Genomic DNA, 18,972 nt, shown 5'->3' on the forward strand with positions numbered 1-18,972 from the left:
TGCATTCAAAAACATTAGGATAAGGATCTGCCATGACTGACCAACAGACCAACGGCGCTGCTGCAGAAGACAACAGCCCACAGTTCTCCCTGCAGCGCATCTACGTGCGCGATCTGTCGTTCGAAGCCCCGAAAAGCCCGCAGATCTTCCGCCAGAGCTGGGAGCCGAGCGTTGCGCTGGACCTGAACACCAAGCAGAAAGCCCTGGAAGGCGACTTCCACGAGGTGGTGCTGACCCTGTCGGTTACCGTCAAGAACGGTGACGAAGTGGCGTTCATCGCTGAAGTACAGCAGGCCGGTATCTTCCTGATCGCCAACCTGGATGCAGCTTCGATGAGCCACACCCTGGGTGCGTTCTGCCCGAACATCCTGTTCCCGTACGCCCGTGAGACCCTGGACAGCCTGGTGACCCGCGGTTCGTTCCCGGCCCTGATGCTGTCGCCGGTCAACTTCGACGCACTGTATGCGCAAGAACTGCAACGCATGCAGGAAGCGGGCGCTGCGCCGACTGTGCAGTAATCACTGCCGGTATCAAGAAAGCGCCTCTCGGGGCGCTTTTTTATTGCCTGTGCGGGCTTCTTCGCGGGGCAAGCCCGCTCCCACAATGGTTTGGCGTACACATTTGAATGTGGAGCGGGCTCGCCCCGCGAAGAGGCCGTTCCTGCCCATGCATCAACTGCCGGCAAACGCATTCTGCCGCCACGCCTCATACACGGTCACCGCCACAGTGTTCGACAGGTTCAAGCTACGGCACCCCGGCCGCATTGGCAGGCGCAGGCGCTGCTCAGCCGGCAAGCTGTCCAGCACCTCGGCTGGCAACCCGCGGCTCTCTGGCCCGAACAGGAAGGCATCACCCGGTTGATAGGCCACTTCATGGAACGGGTGCGAGCCCTTGGTGGTAAAGGCGAACAGCCGTGGATTGCCCAGGCTTTCCAGGCATCCGGCCAGGCTCTCATGGCGCTTGAGCGTGGCATACTCGTGGTAGTCCAGCCCCGCACGGCGCAGGCGCTTGTCGTCCAGTTCGAAGCTGATGGGTTCGATCAGGTGCAGGTGGCAGCCGCTGTTGGCGCACAGGCGAATGATGTTGCCGGTATTTGGCGGAATTTCTGGTTGAAAAAGGATGACGTGAAACATGCACGGCTCCAAGCGTGAAGATGACGGGCATTCTACCCCTGAACCGGACGTGCGTTCGAAGGCCTTCCCACGGATGATGCTGTCGCTGGCGATCGTTGGCGTCATGGTCGGGTTGATGATTGGCCGCCTGACAACGCCCGAAGAGCGGGTGTTGCAGCAGGTGGAGGTGGTGCAGGACGGCCTGGACCTTTGGTTCAATGAAGAACCGCAGCTGCACGGCGAGAACGTGGAAGGGACGGTTGCGTTGCTGTTCCAGGCCCAGGGCAAGGCCCAGCAAGGGCAATTGAGCCTGGCGGGGAAGCCAGTTAGCTGGCGGGTGCAGGAGAGCAAGGAAGGGCTGTTGCTGACAGTGGTGGCCGCGCGTCCCCTGCACGGCGAGTGGGCCGGTACAGAGGACGCTGGGCGTTGGCGTGTGCAGGTGAAGCTGCACGAATAAAAGAGGGGATATCCCGGCCTGCCTGTACCAGGGTCCCCAAAAGGGGTACTGCGTGTTGCGTGTAAAGGGGGGATGTCCCGGCCTGCCTGTACCGAGGTCCCCAAAACGGGCGGTGTTGCGAATAAAAGAGGGGTTCACCCGGCCTGCCTGTACCAGGGCCCCCGAAACTGGGTATGTATTAGGTATTGCAGGGGGCGTGCCAATTTTGCAAAGCCCTTGAATATTGGGCTTTGAGGGGTATTTGGCCGGTTTTTGAGGGGATTTGTGCCTTCGAGAGGTGCATTGGGCACAGGATCGGTGCATCGGTAGGCTGAAATGGCTGGGGCCGCAAAGCGGCCCCAGGGATCTTGCAGGATTACCGAGAGTTAGTGGTCGTCACCTTCCTCGTCATCACCGCCCGCGACATTCATCCCCAGCTCCTTGATCTTGCGGGTCAAGGTATTACGCCCCCAACCCAGTAACAGCGCCGCATCCCGGCGCCGACCGGCGGTATGCTTGAGCGCCGTCTCGATCATGATCCGCTCAAAGCTTGGCACCGCGCTGTCCAGCAGGTTCGACTGCCCGCGTGCCAACGCCTGGTCGGCCCACTGGCGCAAGGCCTGCTCCCAGTTGGTGACCGGTGCGGCATCCTGCGGCAGGTTCAGCAGTTCAGGCGGCAGGTCGCCGATCAGCACCTCGCGGCTGGAGGCCATCACAGTGATCCAGCGGCAAGTGTTCTCCATCTGCCGCACGTTGCCCGGCCACGGCAGGTTGCGGATGAACTCTTCGGTCTCCGGCTTGAGAATTTTCGGCTCCACCGCCAGCTCCTGGGCGGCGCGGGCGAGGAAATGGCGGGCGAGGGCGGGGATGTCCTCACGGCGGTCGGCCAGCCGAGGAATATGGATGCGAATCACGTTCAGGCGGTGGAACAAGTCTTCGCGGAACTTGCCGGCCTGTACCAGCGACTCCAGGTTCTGGTGGGTCGCGGCAATGATGCGCACATCGACCTTGACCGGCACGTGGCCGCCAACGCGATAGAACTCGCCATCGGCCAGCACCCGCAGCAGGCGGGTCTGGGTGTCGGCAGGCATGTCACCGATTTCGTCGAGGAACAGCGTGCCGCCATCCGCCTGCTCGAAGCGGCCCCGGCGCAGGTTGGCGGCACCCGTGAAAGCGCCTTTCTCATGGCCGAACAGTTCGGACTCCATCAAGTCCTTGGGGATGGCGGCCATGTTCAGGGCAATGAACGGCGACGCCGCACGCGGGCTGTGGCGGTGCAGCGCATGGGCGACCAGCTCTTTACCGGTACCCGACTCACCGTTGATCAATACGGTGATGTTGGAGTGGCTGAGGCGGCCGATGGCGCGGAACACCTCCTGCATGGCCGGTGCTTCGCCGATGATTTCGGGTGTGCGCGCCAGGTTCTGTGGCACATCCAGCCCTTGCTGTTCCTGGGCATGCTGGTTGGCACGCTTGACCAGCGAGACAGCCTCGTCCACGTCGAACGGCTTGGGCAGGTATTCGAAGGCACCCCCCTGGTAAGACGCCACGGCGCTGTCCAGGTCGGAATGAGCGGTCATGATGATGACCGGCAGGCGTGGGTGCTGCTCGCGAATCTGTGCCAGCAGGTCGAGGCCGCTGGCACCCGGCATGCGGATGTCGGAAATGATCACGTCCGGTTGCTGGCGTGCAAGGCGGCCCATCACACCATCTGCGCTGTCGAAGCTCTGGGTGGTCATGCCTTCCTGTTGCAGGGCTTTTTCCAGTACCCAGCGGATGGAGCGATCATCGTCGACAATCCATACGGTTTCACTTCGGCTCATGAGGCGGTGGCTCCTTGTTCCAGAGGCAGGTAGATCGAAAAGGCGGTGTGGCCTGCGTGGCTTTCACACTCGATCAGGCCCTGGTGCTGGCTGATGATGTTCTGGGTAATGGCCAGGCCCAGCCCGGTACCGTCGGGGCGGCCACTGACCATGGGATAGAAGAGGGTGTCTTGCAGTTCCGGCGGGATGCCCGGGCCGTTGTCGATGATTTCTACCCGCGCCACCAGACGATGGCGCACATGGCCGATGGTGAACTGGCGCAAGGCGCGGCTGCGCAGGGTGATGCGGCCCAGGCGCAGCTCGTTCTGCGAACTGATTGCCTGCATGGCGTTACGCACGATGTTGAGGACGGCCTGGATCATCTGCTCGCGGTCGATCAGGACGTCCGGCAGGCTTGGGTCGTAATCGCGCACCAAAGTGATGCAACCCTGGCTTTCGGCCTCGACCAGGCTGCAGACCCGCTCCAGCACTTCGTGGATGTTGGTCATGGCCAGTGACGGCAGCTTGTTCGAGCCGAGCATGCGGTCTACCAGGTTACGCAGGCGGTCGGCCTCTTCGATGATCACGTTGGTGTAGTCGCGCAGGCCTTCCTCGGGCAACTCGCGTGACAGCAACTGCGCCGCGCCACGGATCCCGCCGAGGGGGTTCTTGATTTCGTGAGCCAGGCCGCGCACCAGCATCTTGGTGGTTTCCTGCTTGCTCAGCTGGGCCTCTTCCTTGGTGATACGCAGCAGCCGGTCGCGCGGGTGCACCTCCAGCAACAGCAGGGTCTGGCCCTGGTTGAGGATGGGTGTTACCGCGTAGTCGACGGTGATGGTCTGCCCGGTCAGCGAGGTGAGCTGCGCTTCGCGCTTGGTGAACGGGTGCGCCTGTTCGACCGCCTGGCGCAACGAGCTGAGCGCTTCGGTCGACTCGGTGAACAGCTCGCTGATGAACTGCCCATGGCTACGTTGCCCGCTGACAGCCAGCAGCATTTCCGCAGCCGGGTTCATGTACTCCAGGCGCAGCTCGGCATTGAGCAGCAACGTGGCGGTGGTCAGGTTGTCCAGAAGCAGACGGTGCTGTGCATCGCTGATGGTCATAAGGCGTCGTTGACCTCTTTTGGCGCTTGCCTGGCACTGCTTTGGCCAGGGCCAGGTGCGGTGGCCCCGCTGGTGCGAAGCTCTGTACCTGCTAGAAATGCAAGAAACAAACCAAAGCTCCGAAAAGAAGCGGGATTTGCCGATAAAGGCCTGTATCTGCGCAAATTCGGATCAGAAACTCTGGATGAAACGTTTCATGTGAACCAGATTGGGGAGCAAATAGGGGCATGGCGCTTTGCTGTGCACCAAGATAGAGCATAGCGTGGGTGAGGTGATTTCTGTGTGGCGCAGAAACGAAAACGGCCTCCCGAGGGAGGCCGTTCCTGATCATGTCATCGGCGCAAGGCGCCGATCAGATCAGCAGCTGTAGTACAGCTCGTATTCCAGCGGGTGCACGAAGGTACGGACCTTGATCTCTTCTTCCGATTTCAGCTCGATGAAGGCATCGATGAAGTCGTCGGAGAACACGCCGCCCTTGGTCAGGAACGCACGGCCTTTGTCCAGCTCTTCCAGGGCTTCTTTCAGGCTGCCGCACACTTGCGGAATGTCCTTGGCCTCTTCTGGTGGCAGGTCGTACAGGTTCTTGTCGGCAGCATCGCCTGGGTGGATCTTGTTCTGGATGCCGTCCAGGCCAGCCATCAGCAGGGCCGCGAAGGCCAGGTACGGGTTGGCCGATGGGTCCGGGAAGCGTGCTTCGATACGGCGGGCTTTCGGGCTGCCGACGTAAGGAATACGGATCGAGGCGGAACGGTTACGCGCCGAGTAGGCCAGCATTACCGGGGCTTCGAAACCTGGAACCAGACGCTTGTACGAGTTGGTCGACGGGTTGGTGAAGCCGTTCAGGGCCTTACCGTGCTTGATGATACCGCCGATGAAGTACAGGGCGGTGTCGGACAGGCCGGCATAGCCTTCACCCGAGAAGGTGTTCTTGCCGTCTTTCCAGATCGACATGTGTACGTGCATGCCCGAACCGTTGTCGCCGTACAGTGGCTTCGGCATGAAGGTGGCAGTACGGCCGTAGGCGTCGGCAACGTTGTGCACGACGTATTTCAGGGCTTGTACTTCGTCAGCCTTCTTCACCAGGGTGTTGAACTTGACGCCGATTTCGTTCTGGCCGGCAGTCGCCACTTCGTGGTGGTGAACTTCAACGGTCTGACCCATTTCTTCCAGTGCGTTGCACATGGCAGTACGGATTTCGTGGTCGTGGTCGAACGGCGGAACCGGGAAGTAGCCGCCTTTCACGCCTGGACGGTGGCCTTTGTTGCCGCCTTCCACGTCAGCACCGGTCATCCACGAGCCTTGCTCGGAGAAGATCTTGAACATCGAGCCGGAGATGTCCGACTGGAACTTCACTTCGTCGAAGATGAAGAACTCTGGCTCCGGGCCTGCGAATACGGTGTCACCGATGCCGGTGCTCTTCAGGTACTCTTCGGCGCGCTTGGCGATTGCGCGTGGGTCACGATCGTAGCCCTGCATGCTCGACGGGTCGACGATGTCGCAGGTGATGATCAGGGTTGGTTCTTCGGTGAACGGGTCCAGCACGGCGGTTTCGTCAACCGGCATCAGGATCATGTCGGAAGCTTCGATGCCTTTCCAGCCAGCGATGGAGGAACCGTCGAACATCTTGCCGACTTCGAAGAAGTCCTCGTCCAGCGCATCACGCGACGGCATGGTCACGTGGTGCTGAATGCCTTTGGTGTCCGTGAAACGCAGATCAATCCACTTGACGTCATGATCTTTGATGAGTTGAACCGACTTCGACATGTTGTCCTCCGGATGGTCTAGAGCGCGGTGGGCCGCTGCCCTGGAAAAAGGGTGTTGCCGGGCGCGGATAGTCGGCCAAGCTTACCTGCCTCACAAGGGAGCAAATTGCATGCCAGTGCCCGAAAATGGCGAGGGCGGGATAAAAGGGGGCGTTTGCGGGCATTTGGTACGCGGATGATGGCGAAAAATGCACCCTTAAGATGCGGGCTTTGGTGTCGGCGCACCAAAGAAGTGCATTGCTTGATTTGTGTCGCGACTGCGATCGATCTCACGGGCACCGCAAAACCCCCGCCTTGCATTTATCTGAAAGCTTCTGATCAAAAGTTGGTCAAATCCTGAGCAATTTCCGCTATAATTCGCGCCCCTCATTTTCGGCAGGCCCTGTGCGCGCTGTTAACCAATGAAACTTATCGTCAAAGTCTTCCCAGAAATCACCATCAAGAGCCGGCCGGTGCGCAAGCGCTTCATCCGCCAGCTCGGCAAGAACATCCGCAACGTGCTCAAGGACCTCGACCCTGAGCTCGCGGTCGATGGTGTCTGGGACAATCTCGAAGTGGTCACCCGCGTCGAAGACGAGAAAGTCCAGCGCGAGATGATCGAGCGCCTCACCTGCACGCCGGGTATCACCCACTTCCTGCAGGTAGAGGAATACCCGCTGGGTGACTTCGACGACATCGTCGCCAAGTGCAAGCACCACTTCGGCCACTTGCTGGCCGGCAAGCACTTCGCCGTGCGCTGCAAGCGCGGTGGCCACCATGACTTCACCTCGATGGACGTCGACCGCTACGTCGGCAGCCAGCTGCGCCAGCAATGCGGCGCCGCCGGCATCGAGCTGAAGAACCCTGAAGTGCTGGTGCGCATCGAAATCCGCGACCAGCGCCTGTACGTGATCCACAACCAGCACAACGGCATCGGCGGTTACCCGCTGGGCGCCCTGGAGCAGACCCTGGTGCTGATGTCCGGTGGTTTCGACTCCACCGTGGCGGCCTACCAGATGATGCGCCGTGGCCTGATGACCCACTTCTGCTTCTTCAACCTCGGCGGCCGTGCCCACGAGCTGGGCGTGATGGAAGTGGCCCATTTCCTGTGGAAAAAGTACGGAAGCAGCCAGCGTGTGCTGTTCATCAGCGTGCCGTTCGAAGAAGTGGTCGGCGAAATCCTCAACAAGGTCGACAACAGCTACATGGGCGTCACCCTCAAGCGCATGATGCTGCGCGGTGCCGCGCACATGGCCGACCGCCTGCAGATCGACGCGCTGGTCACCGGCGAGGCGATTTCCCAGGTGTCCAGCCAGACGCTGCCGAACCTGTCGATCATCGACTCGGCCACCGACAAGCTGGTGCTGCGCCCGTTGCTGGCCAGCCACAAGCAGGACATCATCGACCAGGCCACCGAAATCGGCACCGCCGATTTCGCCAAGCACATGCCAGAATACTGCGGCGTGATCTCGGTAAACCCGACCACCCACGCCAAGCGCCACCGCATGGAGCATGAAGAAAAACAGTTCGACATGGCCGTGCTGGAGCGCGCCCTGGAGCGCGCCAAATTCATTTCCATCGACCATGTGATCGATGAGCTGGGCAAGGACATCGAAATCGAGGAAGTGGCCGAAGCGTTGCCAGGCCAGATCGTCATCGACATTCGTCACCCCGATGCCCAGGAAGACGAACCCCTGGCGCTGGAAGGTATCGAAGTCCAGGCCATGCCGTTCTACGCGATCAACAGCAAGTTCAAGCACCTGGACCCCACGCGCCAGTACTTGCTGTATTGCGACAAGGGTGTGATGAGCCGTTTGCACGCACACCACCTGCTCAGTGAGGGACATGCCAATGTGCGTGTTTATCGTCCGACATAAGACGCCGGGGCTGTATGGCGGCAGTATCCGCCATCGCCCTCCCGACCGCCGGGCCCGCTGAGCCTTAAACAGTACATATTGGCCGCCTACACTGGGCGGCAACCGAATCCTCTGATCGAGATACACTTGTGATCGAAAATCTGCGTAACATCGCCATCATCGCCCACGTTGACCATGGTAAAACCACCCTGGTCGACAAACTCCTGCGTCAGTCCGGCACTCTGGAGCGTAACGAGCTCAACGACGAGCGCGTCATGGACTCCAACGACCAGGAAAAAGAGCGCGGTATTACCATTCTGGCGAAAAACACCGCCATCAACTGGAACGGCTACCACATCAACATCGTCGACACCCCCGGCCACGCCGACTTCGGTGGCGAGGTTGAGCGTGTAATGTCGATGGTCGACTCCGTGCTGCTGCTGGTCGACGCCCAGGACGGCCCGATGCCGCAAACCCGCTTCGTGACCAAGAAAGCCTTCGAAGCCGGCCTGAAGCCAATCGTCGTGATCAACAAGGTTGACCGCCCGGGCGCACGTCCTGACTGGGTTCTGGACCAGATCTTCGACCTGTTCGACAACCTCGGTGCTACCGACGAACAGCTGGACTTCAAAGTCGTCTACGCCTCGGCCCTGAACGGCATTGCCGGCCTGGACCACACCGAAATGGGCGAAGACATGACCGCCCTGTACCAGTCGATCGTCGACAACGTACCTGCGCCGTCTGTTGACCGTGACGGCCCGTTCCAGATGCAGATCTCCGCACTGGACTACAACAGCTTCCTCGGCGTTATCGGCGTTGGCCGTATTGCCCGTGGTCGCGTCAAGCCGAACACCCCGGTTGTTGCCATCGACACCAACGGCAAGAAGCGTAACGGCCGTATCCTGAAGCTGATGGGCCACCACGGCCTGCACCGTGTAGACGTTGAAGAAGCCCAGGCTGGCGACATCGTCTGCATCAGCGGTTTCGACGAGCTGTTCATCTCCGACACCCTGTGCGCCCCGGATGCGGTAGAAGCGATGAAGCCGCTGACCGTTGACGAGCCGACCGTTTCCATGACCTTCCAGGTCAACGACTCGCCGTTCTGCGGTAAAGAAGGCAAGTTCGTCACCAGCCGTAACATCAAGGACCGTCTGGACAAAGAGCTGCTGTACAACGTTGCTCTGCGCGTTCAGGAAACCGATTCCCCTGACAAGTTCAAGGTATCGGGCCGTGGTGAGCTGCACCTGTCGGTTCTGATCGAAACCATGCGCCGTGAAGGCTTCGAGATGGCCGTAGGCCGTCCTGAAGTAATCATCCGCGAAGTTGACGGCGTGAAGCAGGAGCCGTTCGAGAACGTCACCATCGACATCCCTGAAGAATCCCAGGGCAAGGTGATGGAAGAGATGGGTCTGCGTAAAGGCGACCTGACCAACATGGTTCCGGATGGCAAGGGCCGTGTGCGCCTGGAGTACAACATTCCAGCCCGTGGTCTGATCGGTTTCCGTAACCAGTTCCTGACCCTGACCAACGGTGCAGGCATCCTGACCTCGATCTTCGATCGTTACGACACCATGAAGTCGGGCCAGATGTCCGGCCGCCTGAACGGCGTACTGGTTTCGGTCGAAACCGGCAAGGCGCTGACCTACTCGCTGGAAACCCTGCAGGCGCGCGGCAAGCTGTTCGTCGAGCACGGCCAGGAGATCTACAACGGTCAGATCATCGGCCTGAACAGCCGTGACAACGACCTGGGCGTGAACCCGACCAAAGGCAAGAAGCTCGACAACATGCGTGCTTCGGGCAAAGACGAAGTCATCGCCCTGGTACCGCCAGTTCGCCACACCCTGGAACAGGCCCTGGAATTCATCCAGGACGACGAGCTGTGCGAAGTGACGCCTAAGTCGATCCGTCTGCGCAAGAAGATCCTGGACGAAGGCGAGCGTACCCGCGCTGCCAAGAAAGCCAAGAACTGAGTTAGCTCAGGCTGAATGAAAACGCCCCCGGTCGAAAGGCCGGGGGCGTTTTTTTATGCCTTCAGGAATTGTGCTGCCCGCTTCGCGGGCAAGCCCGCGAAGCGGCACTTGAAGGCTAACGATCAGCGCCCAACCACCTTGGGCTTGTACGCACAATACCCCGGTCGCGGCCCGACCTTGGGGTGGTTGCGGCAGGTATCCGGGCGCTTGTCATAAATGGTGCACAGGCGGCTTTTACGATCCAGATACATGCAGTCATCGTTGCTCATCCGGGTCAGGGTGAAGATCCCCGACTTCTGGTTGAAGCGCTCGATGATGCCTTCCTTCTGCAGGCGTTTGGCCACGTTCTTCGGCGGTTCGTCTTTTTCGAACTCGTCTACCACGCCGATACGGATCAGATCCTTGATCTTCACCTCCACCGGCAGGGTGCAACAGGTCGAGTGGCAGCCACCGCACATGTGGCTGGTGTAGCGCTGCCAAGTCTCCAGGCGGTCGACTTCGGCGGCGGCGATCAGGGTTGTTTTCATCTTTATAGGGTGGATCACGGTCTTGGGGCGCGCGATGATACCGGAATTGTTCAATTTATGAACAACCTTTTGCCGGAATCGCAGAGTGGGCATGAAAACTGCGAACCGTAACTGTCACTCCCGGTCGAAGGGTCTAGTCTCAACAATCTCCCTCCGCTTTCGTCAACTTGCCCGAGGATGCCGCATGTCCCAGGAACCCAAAGCACGTGACGCCGAAGTCGCGGATTTTCGCGCCGCCGTACTGAACAAGCTGACCTATGCGGTTGGCAAGGACCCGGAGCACGCCTTCGACCATGACTGGTTCGAAGCCATTGCCCTGGCTGCGCGCGATCACATGGTCGACCACTGGATGGACCATACCCGCCAGGCTTATCGACGCAGCCAGAAGCGGGTCTACTACCTCTCCCTGGAATTCCTTATCGGGCGCCTGCTGTACGACAGCCTTAGCAATCTGGGGCTGCTGGACATCGCCCGCGATGCACTGGAAGGGCTGGATGTGGACTTGGAGCGCATCCGCCTGCTCGAACCCGATGCCGCGCTGGGTAACGGAGGCCTTGGCCGGCTGGCAGCATGCTTCATGGAAAGTATGTCCACCTTGGGCATTGCCGCCCATGGTTATGGCATCCGCTACGAGCATGGGCTGTTCCGTCAGGCCGTGGTCGATGGCTGGCAGCAGGAGCAGACCGAAAACTGGCTGGATTTCGGCAACCCGTGGGAGTTCGAGCGTGCCGAGGTGATCTACCCGATCAGCTTCGGCGGCAGCGTTGAAACCTTGAGCGATGATAGCGGTGCCCAGCGCCAGGTCTGGTCGCCGGGTGAAACGGTGCGGGCGGTCGCCTATGACACGCCCGTTGTCGGCTGGCGCGGGTCCAGCGTCAACACCTTGCGCTTGTGGCGTGCGCGGGCGCTGGAAGAGCTGCACCTTGAACGCTTCAATGCGGGCGACCACCTGGGGGCCGTGGCCGAAGTGGCGCGGGCCGAGAGCATTTCTCGCGTGCTGTACCCGGCGGACAGCACCGAGGCGGGGCAGGAACTGCGCCTGCGTCAGGAGTACTTCTTCGTGTCGGCTTCGTTGCAGGATTTGCTCCGCCGTCACCTGAACATGCACAAAGACCTGCTCAACCTGCCCGATGCGGCAGCCATCCAGCTCAACGACACCCACCCATCGATTGCGGTGGCGGAGTTGATGCGGCTGTTGGTGGATCAGCATGAAATACCGTGGGAAAAGGCCTGGGAGCTGACTGTCGGCACGCTCGCGTACACCAACCACACGCTGCTGCCCGAAGCCCTGGAAACCTGGCCGGTCGCGCTGATGGAACGCATGCTGCCCCGGCACATGCAGATCATCTACCTCATCAATGCCTACCATATCGACTCGCTGCGCGCCAAAGGCCTGCACGATTTCGACGTGCTGCGCGCCGTGTCGCTGATCGAGGAAGACAACGGCCGCCGCGTGCGCATGGGCAACCTGGCGTTTCTTGGCTCGCACAGCGTCAACGGCGTGTCGGCGCTGCACAGCAAGTTGATGAAGAGCACCGTGTTCTCCGAGTTGCACAAGCTTTACCCGCAGCGTATCAACAACAAGACCAACGGCATTACCTTCCGCCGCTGGCTGTACCAGTCCAATCCTCAGTTGACCGACATGCTGGTCGAGGCGCTCGGGCCAGAGCTCAAGGACGACCCTGAAGGGCGGCTGGCCGGCCTGGTGCCGTTTGCCGACAAGCCTGGTTTTCGCAAGCAGTTCGCCGCCCAGCGCCTGCACAGCAAGCGCGCGCTGGCCAGCATCATCCAGGACCGCATAGGCGTTACGGTAAACCCCGAGGCGTTGTTCGACGTGCAGGTCAAGCGCATCCACGAGTACAAGCGCCAGTTGCTAAACCTGCTGCACACCGTGGCGTTGTACCAGGCCATACGCAACGACCCCGGTACCAACTGGGTGCCGCGGGTGAAGATTTTCGCCGGCAAGGCGGCAGCCAGTTATCACCAGGCCAAGTTGATCATCAAACTGGCCAACGACATCGCTCGGGTGGTGAACAACGACCCGACCGTCCGTGGCCTGCTGAAGGTGGTGTTCCTGCCCAACTACAACGTCAGCCTGGCTGAAAGCATCATCCCGGCGGCAGACCTTTCCGAGCAGATTTCCACGGCCGGTTATGAAGCCTCCGGTACCAGCAACATGAAGTTCGGGCTGAACGGCGCGTTGACCATCGGCACGCTGGATGGCGCCAACGTGGAGATGTGCGAGCAGGTGGGTGCCGACAACATGTTCATCTTTGGCCTGACAGCCCAGCAGGTCGAGGCGCGCAAGAAGGCGGGTGATTTTGGTGCCAGTGCGGCGATTGCTGCGTCCAACCGCCTGAGTGACGTGCTGCAGGCGATTCGCAGCGGTGTGTTCTCGCCGGACGACCCTTCGCGCTACGCCGGCTTGATCGACGGGCTGGTGGCGTATGACCGCTTCCTGGTGTGCGCCGACTTCGATGCCTACTGGGATGCCCAGCGGCGGGTCGAGGAACTGTGGCACACGCCGCAGGAGTGGTGGCGCATGGCGGTGCTGAACACGGCGCGGATGGGGTGGTTCTCGTCGGACCGGACCATTCGGGAGTATGCCACCGAGATCTGGAAGGCTTTGGATTGATGTGAGGCCATTCGCGGGCGCGCCCGCTCCCACAGGTGCATCACAAGCCTCGCAGCTTGCGAGACACCTGTGGGAGCGGGCGTGCCCGCGAATGGGCCCACAACCAGACCACCGGCCTGGCGAAGGCTGAACTACCGACCTATTGTGCCGTCAGAGAGCCGTGGCGAGTCTCATCACTCGCTAGCCTGCAACTCTCCCTGTAAACTGCGGGGGTTTTTCATCCCCCCCAATCCGTTCGGAGCCATACATGTCCCGCGTTACCCTGAGTCGCTATCTGATTGAGCAGACCCGCAGCAACAATACCCCTGCCGATCTGCGCTTCCTGATCGAAGTGGTGGCGCGTGCGTGCAAGGAAATCAGCCATCACGTGTCCAAAGGCGCCCTGGGTGGTGTGCTGGGCAGCATGGGCACTGAAAACGTGCAGGGCGAAGTCCAGAAGAAACTGGACGTGATTTCCAACGATATCCTGCTGGAAGCCAACGAGTGGGGCGGCCACCTGGCCGGCATGGCGTCCGAAGAAATGGACAACGCCTACCAGATCCCGGGTAAATACCCGAAAGGCGCCTACCTGCTGGTCTTCGACCCGCTGGACGGTTCGTCGAACATCGACGTCAACGTGTCGGTCGGCACCATCTTCTCGGTACTGCGTTGCCCTAACGAATACCTGAGCCAGAACGAAACCCTGAACGAAAACGCCTTCCTGCAGCCAGGCACCCAGCAGGTCGCCGCCGGTTACGCCATCTACGGCCCGCAGACCATGCTGATCCTCACCCTGGGCAATGGCGTGAAGGGCTTCACCCTGGACCGCGAGCTGGGCAGCTTCGTTCTGACCCACGAAAACATCCGTGTGCCGGAAAGCACCGCCGAATTCGCCATCAACATGTCCAACCAGCGCCACTGGGAAGCCCCGGTACAACGCTACGTGGGCGAGCTGCTGGCAGGCGAGACCGGCCCGCTGAAGAAGAACTACAACATGCGCTGGATCGCTTCGATGGTGGCCGACGTGCACCGCATCCTGACCCGTGGCGGCCTGTTCATGTACCCACGTGACGCCCGTGAACCAAGCAAGCCGGGCAAGCTGCGCCTGATGTACGAAGCCAACCCGATGTCCTTCATCATCGAGCAGGCCGGCGGCGCCTCCACCAACGGTTACGATCGCATCCTCGACATCAAGCCAGAAAGCCTGCACCAGCGCGTGTCGGTGATCCTCGGCTCGAAGGAAGAGGTCGAGCGCGTTACCGCCTACCACAAGGAGTAAGTCATGCTCGCACCTTGGCAGCCGTTGCTGGAATGGTGGTTCGGTTGGGGCACCAGTCCCCAGGCCGTGGCTGACGAGAAGAGCACGCTGTGGTTCGGCAAGCATCACGATGCCGATGCCCATGCGCTGTTTGGCGACCTGACCGAGCAGGCCTTGGCCGGCGGGCTCGACGAGTGGCAGCAAAGCCCGCAGGGCTGGCTGGGCCTGCTGATTCTGCTGGACCAGCTGCCGCGCATGATCTACCGCGACACGCCGCGCGCTTTCGAGGGCGACCGGCGTGCCCAGGTGGTGGCCATGCAGGGCCTGCAGAAGGGCTGGGACTACCAGTTGCTGCCCATCCAGCGGGTGTTCGTGCTGCTGGTGTTGGAGCATGCCGAGGTGCTGGACTGGCAGAACCTGTGTGTCGAGCGTTATCAGGTATTGCTCGACGAGCAGCCAGAGGCCCATCGCCGGCTGTTCGAAGGCTTCCTCGACTATGCCGAGCAGCATCAGCGCGTGATTGCCCGGTTCGGGCGCTTCCCGCACCGCAATCTGGTGCTGGAGCGGCCGAGTACCAGTGAAGAGATGGACTTTTTGCTGGAGCCCGGGTCCAGGTTCTGAGGCATTGAGCCTGCTGCGCAGGCTGTCGTGACGCAAGGCCGCTCCTACAAGGTGCGGCCTTTTTTATTGGGCGATGACTATTACTTTGTGATTAATCGCACGGTAGTGGCCACCCGACCAATGGTGTAGGGGTAAATGGGGTGGAGTAGGGAACCTGGGAGGGTTTTTTCCGTCGAAGGTCACTGCAGGCCACTCGCCTGTATCCCCTCTCCAGGAGTGTCCTTCATGTCGTTGCGTTCCCTCGCCCTGTTGTCGCTGTGCGTCGTCCTGACTGCCTGCAGCAAGATCAACCAGGAAAACTATTCCAAGATCAAGGCCGGTATGAACAAGGCCGAGGTCGAGCAGTTGCTCGGCACGCCGACCGAGTGCTCTGGCGCGTTGGGCATGAGCAGCTGCACCTGGGGGGACGAGAAGAGCTTCATCAGCGTGCAGTACGCAGCTGACAAGGTGCTGATGTATTCAGGGCAGGGTCTCAAATGAGGCGTGCGTACCTGCTGATGGGGGTGTGCCTGGCGTTGCTGCTGGGCGGTTGTGCAGGCTCCGTGCATGACCCGCTGGCGCCGAAAACCGCCGGCAATGTCGACCTCAAGCGCTATCAGGGCAAATGGTTCGAGCTGGCACGCCTGCCTATGCGCTACCAGACCGGCTGCGAGCAGTCCGAGGCGCACTACAACCTCAAGCCGGATGGCAGCTTTGGCGTGCTCAACCGTTGCCGCACCATGGGTGATGAATGGCTGCGTGCCGAGGGGCACGCCAGCATTCAGGAACCGGGGCATACCGACAAGCTGTGGGTAGAGTTCGACAACTGGTTTACCAAGCTGGTGCCGGGCGTGGCTCGGGGCGAGTACTGGATTCTGTACGTGGATGACCGTTACCGCACGGCAGTGGTCGGCAGCCCGGATCGCAAGCACCTGTGGATTCTGTCGCGTACGCCGACATTGCCGGCGTGGGAGCGTGAGAACCTGTTGTCCAAGGCTCGGCAGCAGGGGTATGACACCAGCCGCTTGATTTGGCGGGCGTCTGATCAACAGATTGTAAAAATGCACTGATTTTTTGGGGCTGCAAAGCAGCCCCAGTACACTCAACCCAAAAGCTGCCGCAATACCTGAGTAAACGCCCGCGCGCTTTCCTCTTCCTGTGCATGCCGCCCTTGGCGCACTACCCACTGCCCATTCACCATCACATCGCGCACTTGGCGATCCCCACCCGCAAACAGCCAGCGGTTAAGAATGGCATCCCCATCCGCCATAGCGATATAAGGGTCCTGCCCGTCGAGTACCAGCCAGTCGGCACGCTTGCCCACGGCCAGCTCTCCAATCCCTTGCCCCAGTGCCTGCGCACCACCTGCCAGTGCTGCGTCATACAGCGTGCGCCCGACCATCGGCTGGTCGGCGCGGTACAGGCGGTTACGCCGCTGGTCACGCAGGCGCTGGCCATATTCCAGCCAGCGCAGTTCTTCCACCACGCTCAGCGACACATGGCTGTCTGAACCAATGCCCATGCGCCCGCCCTGCGCCAGGTAGTCCACCGCCGGGAAAATCCCGTCACCCAGGTTGGCCTCGGTGGTCAGGCACAGCCCGGCCACGGCACCGCTGCGGGCCATGGCGGTGACTTCATCCGGCTCGGCATGGGTGGCATGCACCAGGCACCAGCGGTGATCGACATCGATATGTTCGTACAGCCATTGCAGCGGGCGCAGGCCGCTCCAGGCCAGGCAGTCGTCCACTTCCTTCTGCTGCTCGGCGATATGGATATGCACCGGGCATTGCTTGTCGCTGGCCGTCAGCACGTCGGCGATCTGCCCAGGCGTTACCGCTCGCAGCGAGTGGAAGCACAGGCCCAACTGCTGTGCAGGTTGCGCGGCCAGGATCGGGGACAGTTGTGCCTGCAGTTGCAGGTACCCTTCGGTGGAACTGATGAAGCGCCGCTGCCCGTCGTTCGGTGCCTGGCCGCCGAAGCCGGCGTGGCTGTACAGCACCGGCAGCAAGGTCAGGCCAATGCCGCTGTCGGCCGCAGCCGCGCTGATGCGGCGGGAAAGCTCGGCCGGGTCGGCGTAGGCCTTGCCGGCATGGTCATGATGCACGTAATGAAACTCGGCTACCGAGGTGTAGCCGGCCTTGAGCATCTCGATGTACAGCTGGCGGGCGATGACCTGCAGCTGGTCCGGGGTGATCTGCCCGACCAGGCGGTACATCAGGTCGCGCCATGTCCAGAAACTGTCGTTGGGGTTGCCAGCGACTTCCGCCAGGCCTGCCATGGCGCGCTGGAAGGCATGCGAGTGCAGGTTGGGCATGCCGGGCAGCAACGGGCCGGCCAGGCGTTCAGCACCTTCGGCCGAAGCGCTCGGCTCGATGCTGACTACATGGCCATCGCTGGCGACCTCGATACGGACATGGTTGGCCCAGCCCGTTGGCAGCAGGGCGCGTTCGGCGAAGTAGGCGGACATCGGTAAAATCCTGTTATTGTTAACTTGTATATACATATACAGGCGTTTGCCTGCCGGGTAAACTGCGGCAAGCTACCGCTCATTCCATTGCAAAGGACTCAACGCCGTGCCGACACCTCCTGTCTCCGCGCTGGTTGCCCAGATGGGCGAGGGCCCGGCGCCGCTGTATGCCCGGGTCAAACACATGATCGTCCAGCAGATCGACAACGGCAGCTGGCCGCCCCACCACCGGGTTCCCTCCGAGAGCGAACTGGTCAGCGAGCTGGGTTTCAGCCGCATGACCATCAACCGCGCCCTGCGCGAGCTTACGGCTGAAGGCCTGCTGGTGCGCATGCAAGGCGTGGGTACCTTCGTGGCTGAGCCCAAGGGCCGATCGGCGTTGTTCGAGGTCAACAACATTGCCGACGAAATCGCCGCACGCGGCCATCAGCATAGCTGCCAGGTCATTACCCTTGCCGAAGAAGCCGCCGGCTCCGAACGGGCCCTGGCCCTGGACATGCGTGAAGGCCAGCGGGTGTTCCACTCGCTGATCGTGCATTTTGAAAACGGCGTGCCGGTGCAGATCGAGGACCGCTACGTCAACGCGGCCATTGCCCCTGACTACCTCAAGCAGGACTTCACCCGGCAGACGCCTTACGCCTACCTGTCCCAGGTGGCGCCGCTGACCGAGGGCGAGCACGTGGTCGAGGCCATCCTGGCCGAGCCGGACGAATGCACCCTGTTGCAGATCGAGCGGGGCGAGCCTTGTCTGCTGATTCGCCGCCGCACCTGGTCCGGCCGCCAGCCGGTGACCGCTGCACGGTTGATACACCCCGGTTCCCGTCATCGCCTGGAAGGACGTTTCAGTAAATGAGCCAACTGCAGTTGTTGCGTGCGCAGGATTACCCGCGCATGCCGTGGAAGAACGGTGGCGGTTTCACCGAAGAAATTACCCGCGACAGCGGTGAAGGGCTGGACGGTTTTGGCTGGCGCCTGTCGATTGCCGATATCGAGGAGTCGGGCGGGTTTTCCACGTTCGCCGGCTACCAGCGGATCATCACTGTGCTGCAGGGCGATGGCATGCGACTGCTGGTCAATGGCCAGGCCAGTCGACCGTTGTTGCCGTTGGATGCCTTTGCCTTCAGCGGCGAAAGCCAGGTCAGCTGCAAGCTGCTGGGCGGGCCGATTCGCGATTTCAACCTGATCTATGCACCGCAGCGGTATCGGGCGCGGTTGCAGTGGTTCGATGGCACCAGCCGGTTGTACAGCTCGGCGTCGACGGTGTTGTTGTTTGCGGCCAGTAGCCAGGTTGAGGTGACCATGGCAGGGCGCGAAACGCAGCGGTTGGGGTTGCATGACTGCCTGCGGCTCGAAGGCAATGACGAATTGCTTGGGCTGGAGGTTCAGGGGCGGTTCTGCCTGATCGAACTCATTTCACGTTGAGCTATTCGGGGCCGCAAAGCGGCCCCAGCTTTTTCAGCCGTTCAGCGGATCAGTCCAAATATT

At 61.2% G+C, this 18,972-nt stretch carries 17 protein-coding genes; 11 read left to right on the top strand and 6 right to left on the bottom strand.

Features of this window, described 5'->3' with window-relative positions; translation table 11 throughout:
• Positions 1 to 32: 32 nt before the first annotated feature.
• Entirely contained in the window at positions 33 to 518 is a 486-nt protein-coding gene (gene secB, locus B9A31_RS02420; RefSeq protein ID WP_016712467.1) for a protein-export chaperone SecB, read from the top strand.
• Between the two features lie 153 nt (positions 519 to 671).
• On the opposite strand, the gene trmL is transcribed toward secB, so the two are convergent.
• Positions 672 to 1,133, bottom strand: coding sequence for a tRNA (uridine(34)/cytosine(34)/5-carboxymethylaminomethyluridine(34)-2'-O)-methyltransferase TrmL (gene trmL, locus B9A31_RS02425; RefSeq protein ID WP_016712466.1), 462 nt, complete (start codon positions 1,131 to 1,133; stop codon positions 672 to 674).
• Between trmL and B9A31_RS02430 the strand changes: the two genes are divergently transcribed.
• Positions 1,132 to 1,569, top strand: a complete 438-nt coding sequence (locus tag B9A31_RS02430; protein WP_019098298.1) for a hypothetical protein — start codon at positions 1,132 to 1,134, stop codon at positions 1,567 to 1,569. The genes trmL and B9A31_RS02430 overlap by 2 nt on opposite strands.
• Positions 1,570 to 1,934: 365 nt before the next feature.
• On the opposite strand, the gene ntrC is transcribed toward B9A31_RS02430, so the two are convergent.
• From ntrC to glnA, 3 genes are all read right to left on the bottom strand, one after another.
• Complete coding sequence (ntrC, locus tag B9A31_RS02435; protein WP_016712464.1) at positions 1,935 to 3,371, bottom strand: nitrogen regulation protein NR(I); 1,437 nt, start codon at positions 3,369 to 3,371, stop codon at positions 1,935 to 1,937.
• Positions 3,368 to 4,453 carry a nitrogen regulation protein NR(II) gene (gene glnL / locus B9A31_RS02440; RefSeq protein WP_016712463.1) on the bottom strand — a complete coding sequence of 362 codons (1,086 nt, stop codon included), beginning with the start codon at positions 4,451 to 4,453 and terminating at the stop codon, positions 3,368 to 3,370. Before glnL ends, ntrC begins: the two co-directional genes overlap by 4 nt.
• A 357-nt stretch (positions 4,454 to 4,810) precedes the next feature.
• Positions 4,811 to 6,217 carry a type I glutamate--ammonia ligase gene (gene glnA / locus B9A31_RS02445; protein ID WP_016712462.1) on the bottom strand — a complete coding sequence of 469 codons (1,407 nt, stop codon included), beginning with the start codon at positions 6,215 to 6,217 and terminating at the stop codon, positions 4,811 to 4,813.
• A gap of 400 nt (positions 6,218 to 6,617) precedes the next feature.
• Between glnA and thiI the strand changes: the two genes are divergently transcribed.
• Positions 6,618 to 8,072, top strand: a complete 1,455-nt coding sequence (gene thiI, locus B9A31_RS02450) for a tRNA uracil 4-sulfurtransferase ThiI (RefSeq protein WP_016712461.1) — start codon at positions 6,618 to 6,620, stop codon at positions 8,070 to 8,072.
• 128 nt (positions 8,073 to 8,200) lie between these two features.
• The gene (gene typA / locus B9A31_RS02455) at positions 8,201 to 10,021 is read left to right on the top strand and encodes a translational GTPase TypA (RefSeq protein ID WP_016712460.1); all 1,821 of its coding nucleotides are present in this window, start codon (positions 8,201 to 8,203) and stop codon (positions 10,019 to 10,021) included.
• A gap of 122 nt (positions 10,022 to 10,143) precedes the next feature.
• Here typA and B9A31_RS02460 read toward each other — a convergent pair whose 3' ends face one another.
• Positions 10,144 to 10,548 carry a YkgJ family cysteine cluster protein gene (locus tag B9A31_RS02460; RefSeq protein WP_025752310.1) on the bottom strand — a complete coding sequence of 135 codons (405 nt, stop codon included), beginning with the start codon at positions 10,546 to 10,548 and terminating at the stop codon, positions 10,144 to 10,146.
• Positions 10,549 to 10,732: 184 nt separating this feature from the next.
• Between B9A31_RS02460 and B9A31_RS02465 the strand changes: the two genes are divergently transcribed.
• The 5 genes from B9A31_RS02465 to B9A31_RS02485 all read left to right on the top strand — a co-directional run bounded on the left by B9A31_RS02465 (position 10,733) and on the right by B9A31_RS02485 (position 16,090).
• Complete coding sequence (locus B9A31_RS02465) at positions 10,733 to 13,183, top strand: glycogen/starch/alpha-glucan phosphorylase (protein WP_019098300.1); 2,451 nt, start codon at positions 10,733 to 10,735, stop codon at positions 13,181 to 13,183.
• Positions 13,184 to 13,430: 247 nt separating this feature from the next.
• The gene (locus tag B9A31_RS02470; RefSeq protein ID WP_016712457.1) at positions 13,431 to 14,441 is read left to right on the top strand and encodes a class 1 fructose-bisphosphatase; all 1,011 of its coding nucleotides are present in this window, start codon (positions 13,431 to 13,433) and stop codon (positions 14,439 to 14,441) included.
• A gap of 3 nt (positions 14,442 to 14,444) precedes the next feature.
• Positions 14,445 to 15,041 (top strand): DUF924 family protein, encoded by a 597-nt coding sequence (locus tag B9A31_RS02475; RefSeq protein WP_019098301.1) that lies wholly within the window; start codon positions 14,445 to 14,447, stop codon positions 15,039 to 15,041.
• A 225-nt stretch (positions 15,042 to 15,266) separates the two neighbouring features.
• Complete coding sequence (gene bamE, locus B9A31_RS02480) at positions 15,267 to 15,521, top strand: outer membrane protein assembly factor BamE domain-containing protein (protein ID WP_003249234.1); 255 nt, start codon at positions 15,267 to 15,269, stop codon at positions 15,519 to 15,521.
• A complete protein-coding gene (locus tag B9A31_RS02485) occupies positions 15,518 to 16,090 on the top strand; it encodes a lipocalin family protein (RefSeq protein ID WP_019098302.1) in 573 nt (190 codons plus the stop codon). The genes bamE and B9A31_RS02485 overlap by 4 nt, the downstream gene beginning before the upstream one ends.
• Positions 16,091 to 16,122: 32 nt before the next feature.
• Here B9A31_RS02485 and B9A31_RS02490 read toward each other — a convergent pair whose 3' ends face one another.
• Positions 16,123 to 17,487 (bottom strand): formimidoylglutamate deiminase, encoded by a 1,365-nt coding sequence (locus tag B9A31_RS02490; protein WP_019098303.1) that lies wholly within the window; start codon positions 17,485 to 17,487, stop codon positions 16,123 to 16,125.
• A 142-nt stretch (positions 17,488 to 17,629) separates the two neighbouring features.
• Between B9A31_RS02490 and hutC the strand changes: the two genes are divergently transcribed.
• Together hutC and B9A31_RS02500 are read left to right on the top strand one after the other, a co-directional pair.
• The gene (gene hutC / locus B9A31_RS02495) at positions 17,630 to 18,340 is read left to right on the top strand and encodes a histidine utilization repressor (RefSeq protein WP_174244684.1); all 711 of its coding nucleotides are present in this window, start codon (positions 17,630 to 17,632) and stop codon (positions 18,338 to 18,340) included.
• Positions 18,337 to 18,909: a HutD/Ves family protein gene (locus tag B9A31_RS02500; RefSeq protein WP_016712452.1), complete on the top strand. Its 573-nt coding sequence runs from the start codon at positions 18,337 to 18,339 to the stop codon at positions 18,907 to 18,909. The genes hutC and B9A31_RS02500 overlap by 4 nt, the downstream gene beginning before the upstream one ends.
• The last annotated feature ends 63 nt before the right edge of the window (positions 18,910 to 18,972 follow it).

The organism is Pseudomonas sp. URIL14HWK12:I5, assembly GCF_900176445.1.
In the GTDB taxonomy this organism is placed as follows: domain Bacteria; phylum Pseudomonadota; class Gammaproteobacteria; order Pseudomonadales; family Pseudomonadaceae; genus Aquipseudomonas; species Aquipseudomonas monteilii.

Excerpts from the sequence above, each read along its gene's own strand:
- secB (WP_016712467.1), top strand. The coding sequence starts at position 33 with ATGACTGACCAACAGACCAACGGCGCTGCTGCAGAAGACAACAGCCCA.
- B9A31_RS02430 (WP_019098298.1), top strand. The coding sequence starts at position 1,132 with ATGCACGGCTCCAAGCGTGAAGATGACGGGCATTCTACCCCTGAACCG.
- trmL (WP_016712466.1), bottom strand. The coding sequence starts at position 1,133 with ATGTTTCACGTCATCCTTTTTCAACCAGAAATTCCGCCAAATACCGGC.
- ntrC (WP_016712464.1), bottom strand. The coding sequence starts at position 3,371 with ATGAGCCGAAGTGAAACCGTATGGATTGTCGACGATGATCGCTCCATC.
- glnL (WP_016712463.1), bottom strand. The coding sequence starts at position 4,453 with ATGACCATCAGCGATGCACAGCACCGTCTGCTTCTGGACAACCTGACC.
- glnA (WP_016712462.1), bottom strand. The coding sequence starts at position 6,217 with ATGTCGAAGTCGGTTCAACTCATCAAAGATCATGACGTCAAGTGGATT.
- thiI (WP_016712461.1), top strand. The coding sequence starts at position 6,618 with ATGAAACTTATCGTCAAAGTCTTCCCAGAAATCACCATCAAGAGCCGG.
- B9A31_RS02460 (WP_025752310.1), bottom strand. The coding sequence starts at position 10,548 with ATGAAAACAACCCTGATCGCCGCCGCCGAAGTCGACCGCCTGGAGACT.
- B9A31_RS02465 (WP_019098300.1), top strand. The coding sequence starts at position 10,733 with ATGTCCCAGGAACCCAAAGCACGTGACGCCGAAGTCGCGGATTTTCGC.
- B9A31_RS02470 (WP_016712457.1), top strand. The coding sequence starts at position 13,431 with ATGTCCCGCGTTACCCTGAGTCGCTATCTGATTGAGCAGACCCGCAGC.
- B9A31_RS02475 (WP_019098301.1), top strand. The coding sequence starts at position 14,445 with ATGCTCGCACCTTGGCAGCCGTTGCTGGAATGGTGGTTCGGTTGGGGC.
- bamE (WP_003249234.1), top strand. The coding sequence starts at position 15,267 with ATGTCGTTGCGTTCCCTCGCCCTGTTGTCGCTGTGCGTCGTCCTGACT.
- B9A31_RS02485 (WP_019098302.1), top strand. The coding sequence starts at position 15,518 with ATGAGGCGTGCGTACCTGCTGATGGGGGTGTGCCTGGCGTTGCTGCTG.
- B9A31_RS02490 (WP_019098303.1), bottom strand. The coding sequence starts at position 17,487 with ATGTCCGCCTACTTCGCCGAACGCGCCCTGCTGCCAACGGGCTGGGCC.
- hutC (WP_174244684.1), top strand. The coding sequence starts at position 17,630 with ATGGGCGAGGGCCCGGCGCCGCTGTATGCCCGGGTCAAACACATGATC.
- B9A31_RS02500 (WP_016712452.1), top strand. The coding sequence starts at position 18,337 with ATGAGCCAACTGCAGTTGTTGCGTGCGCAGGATTACCCGCGCATGCCG.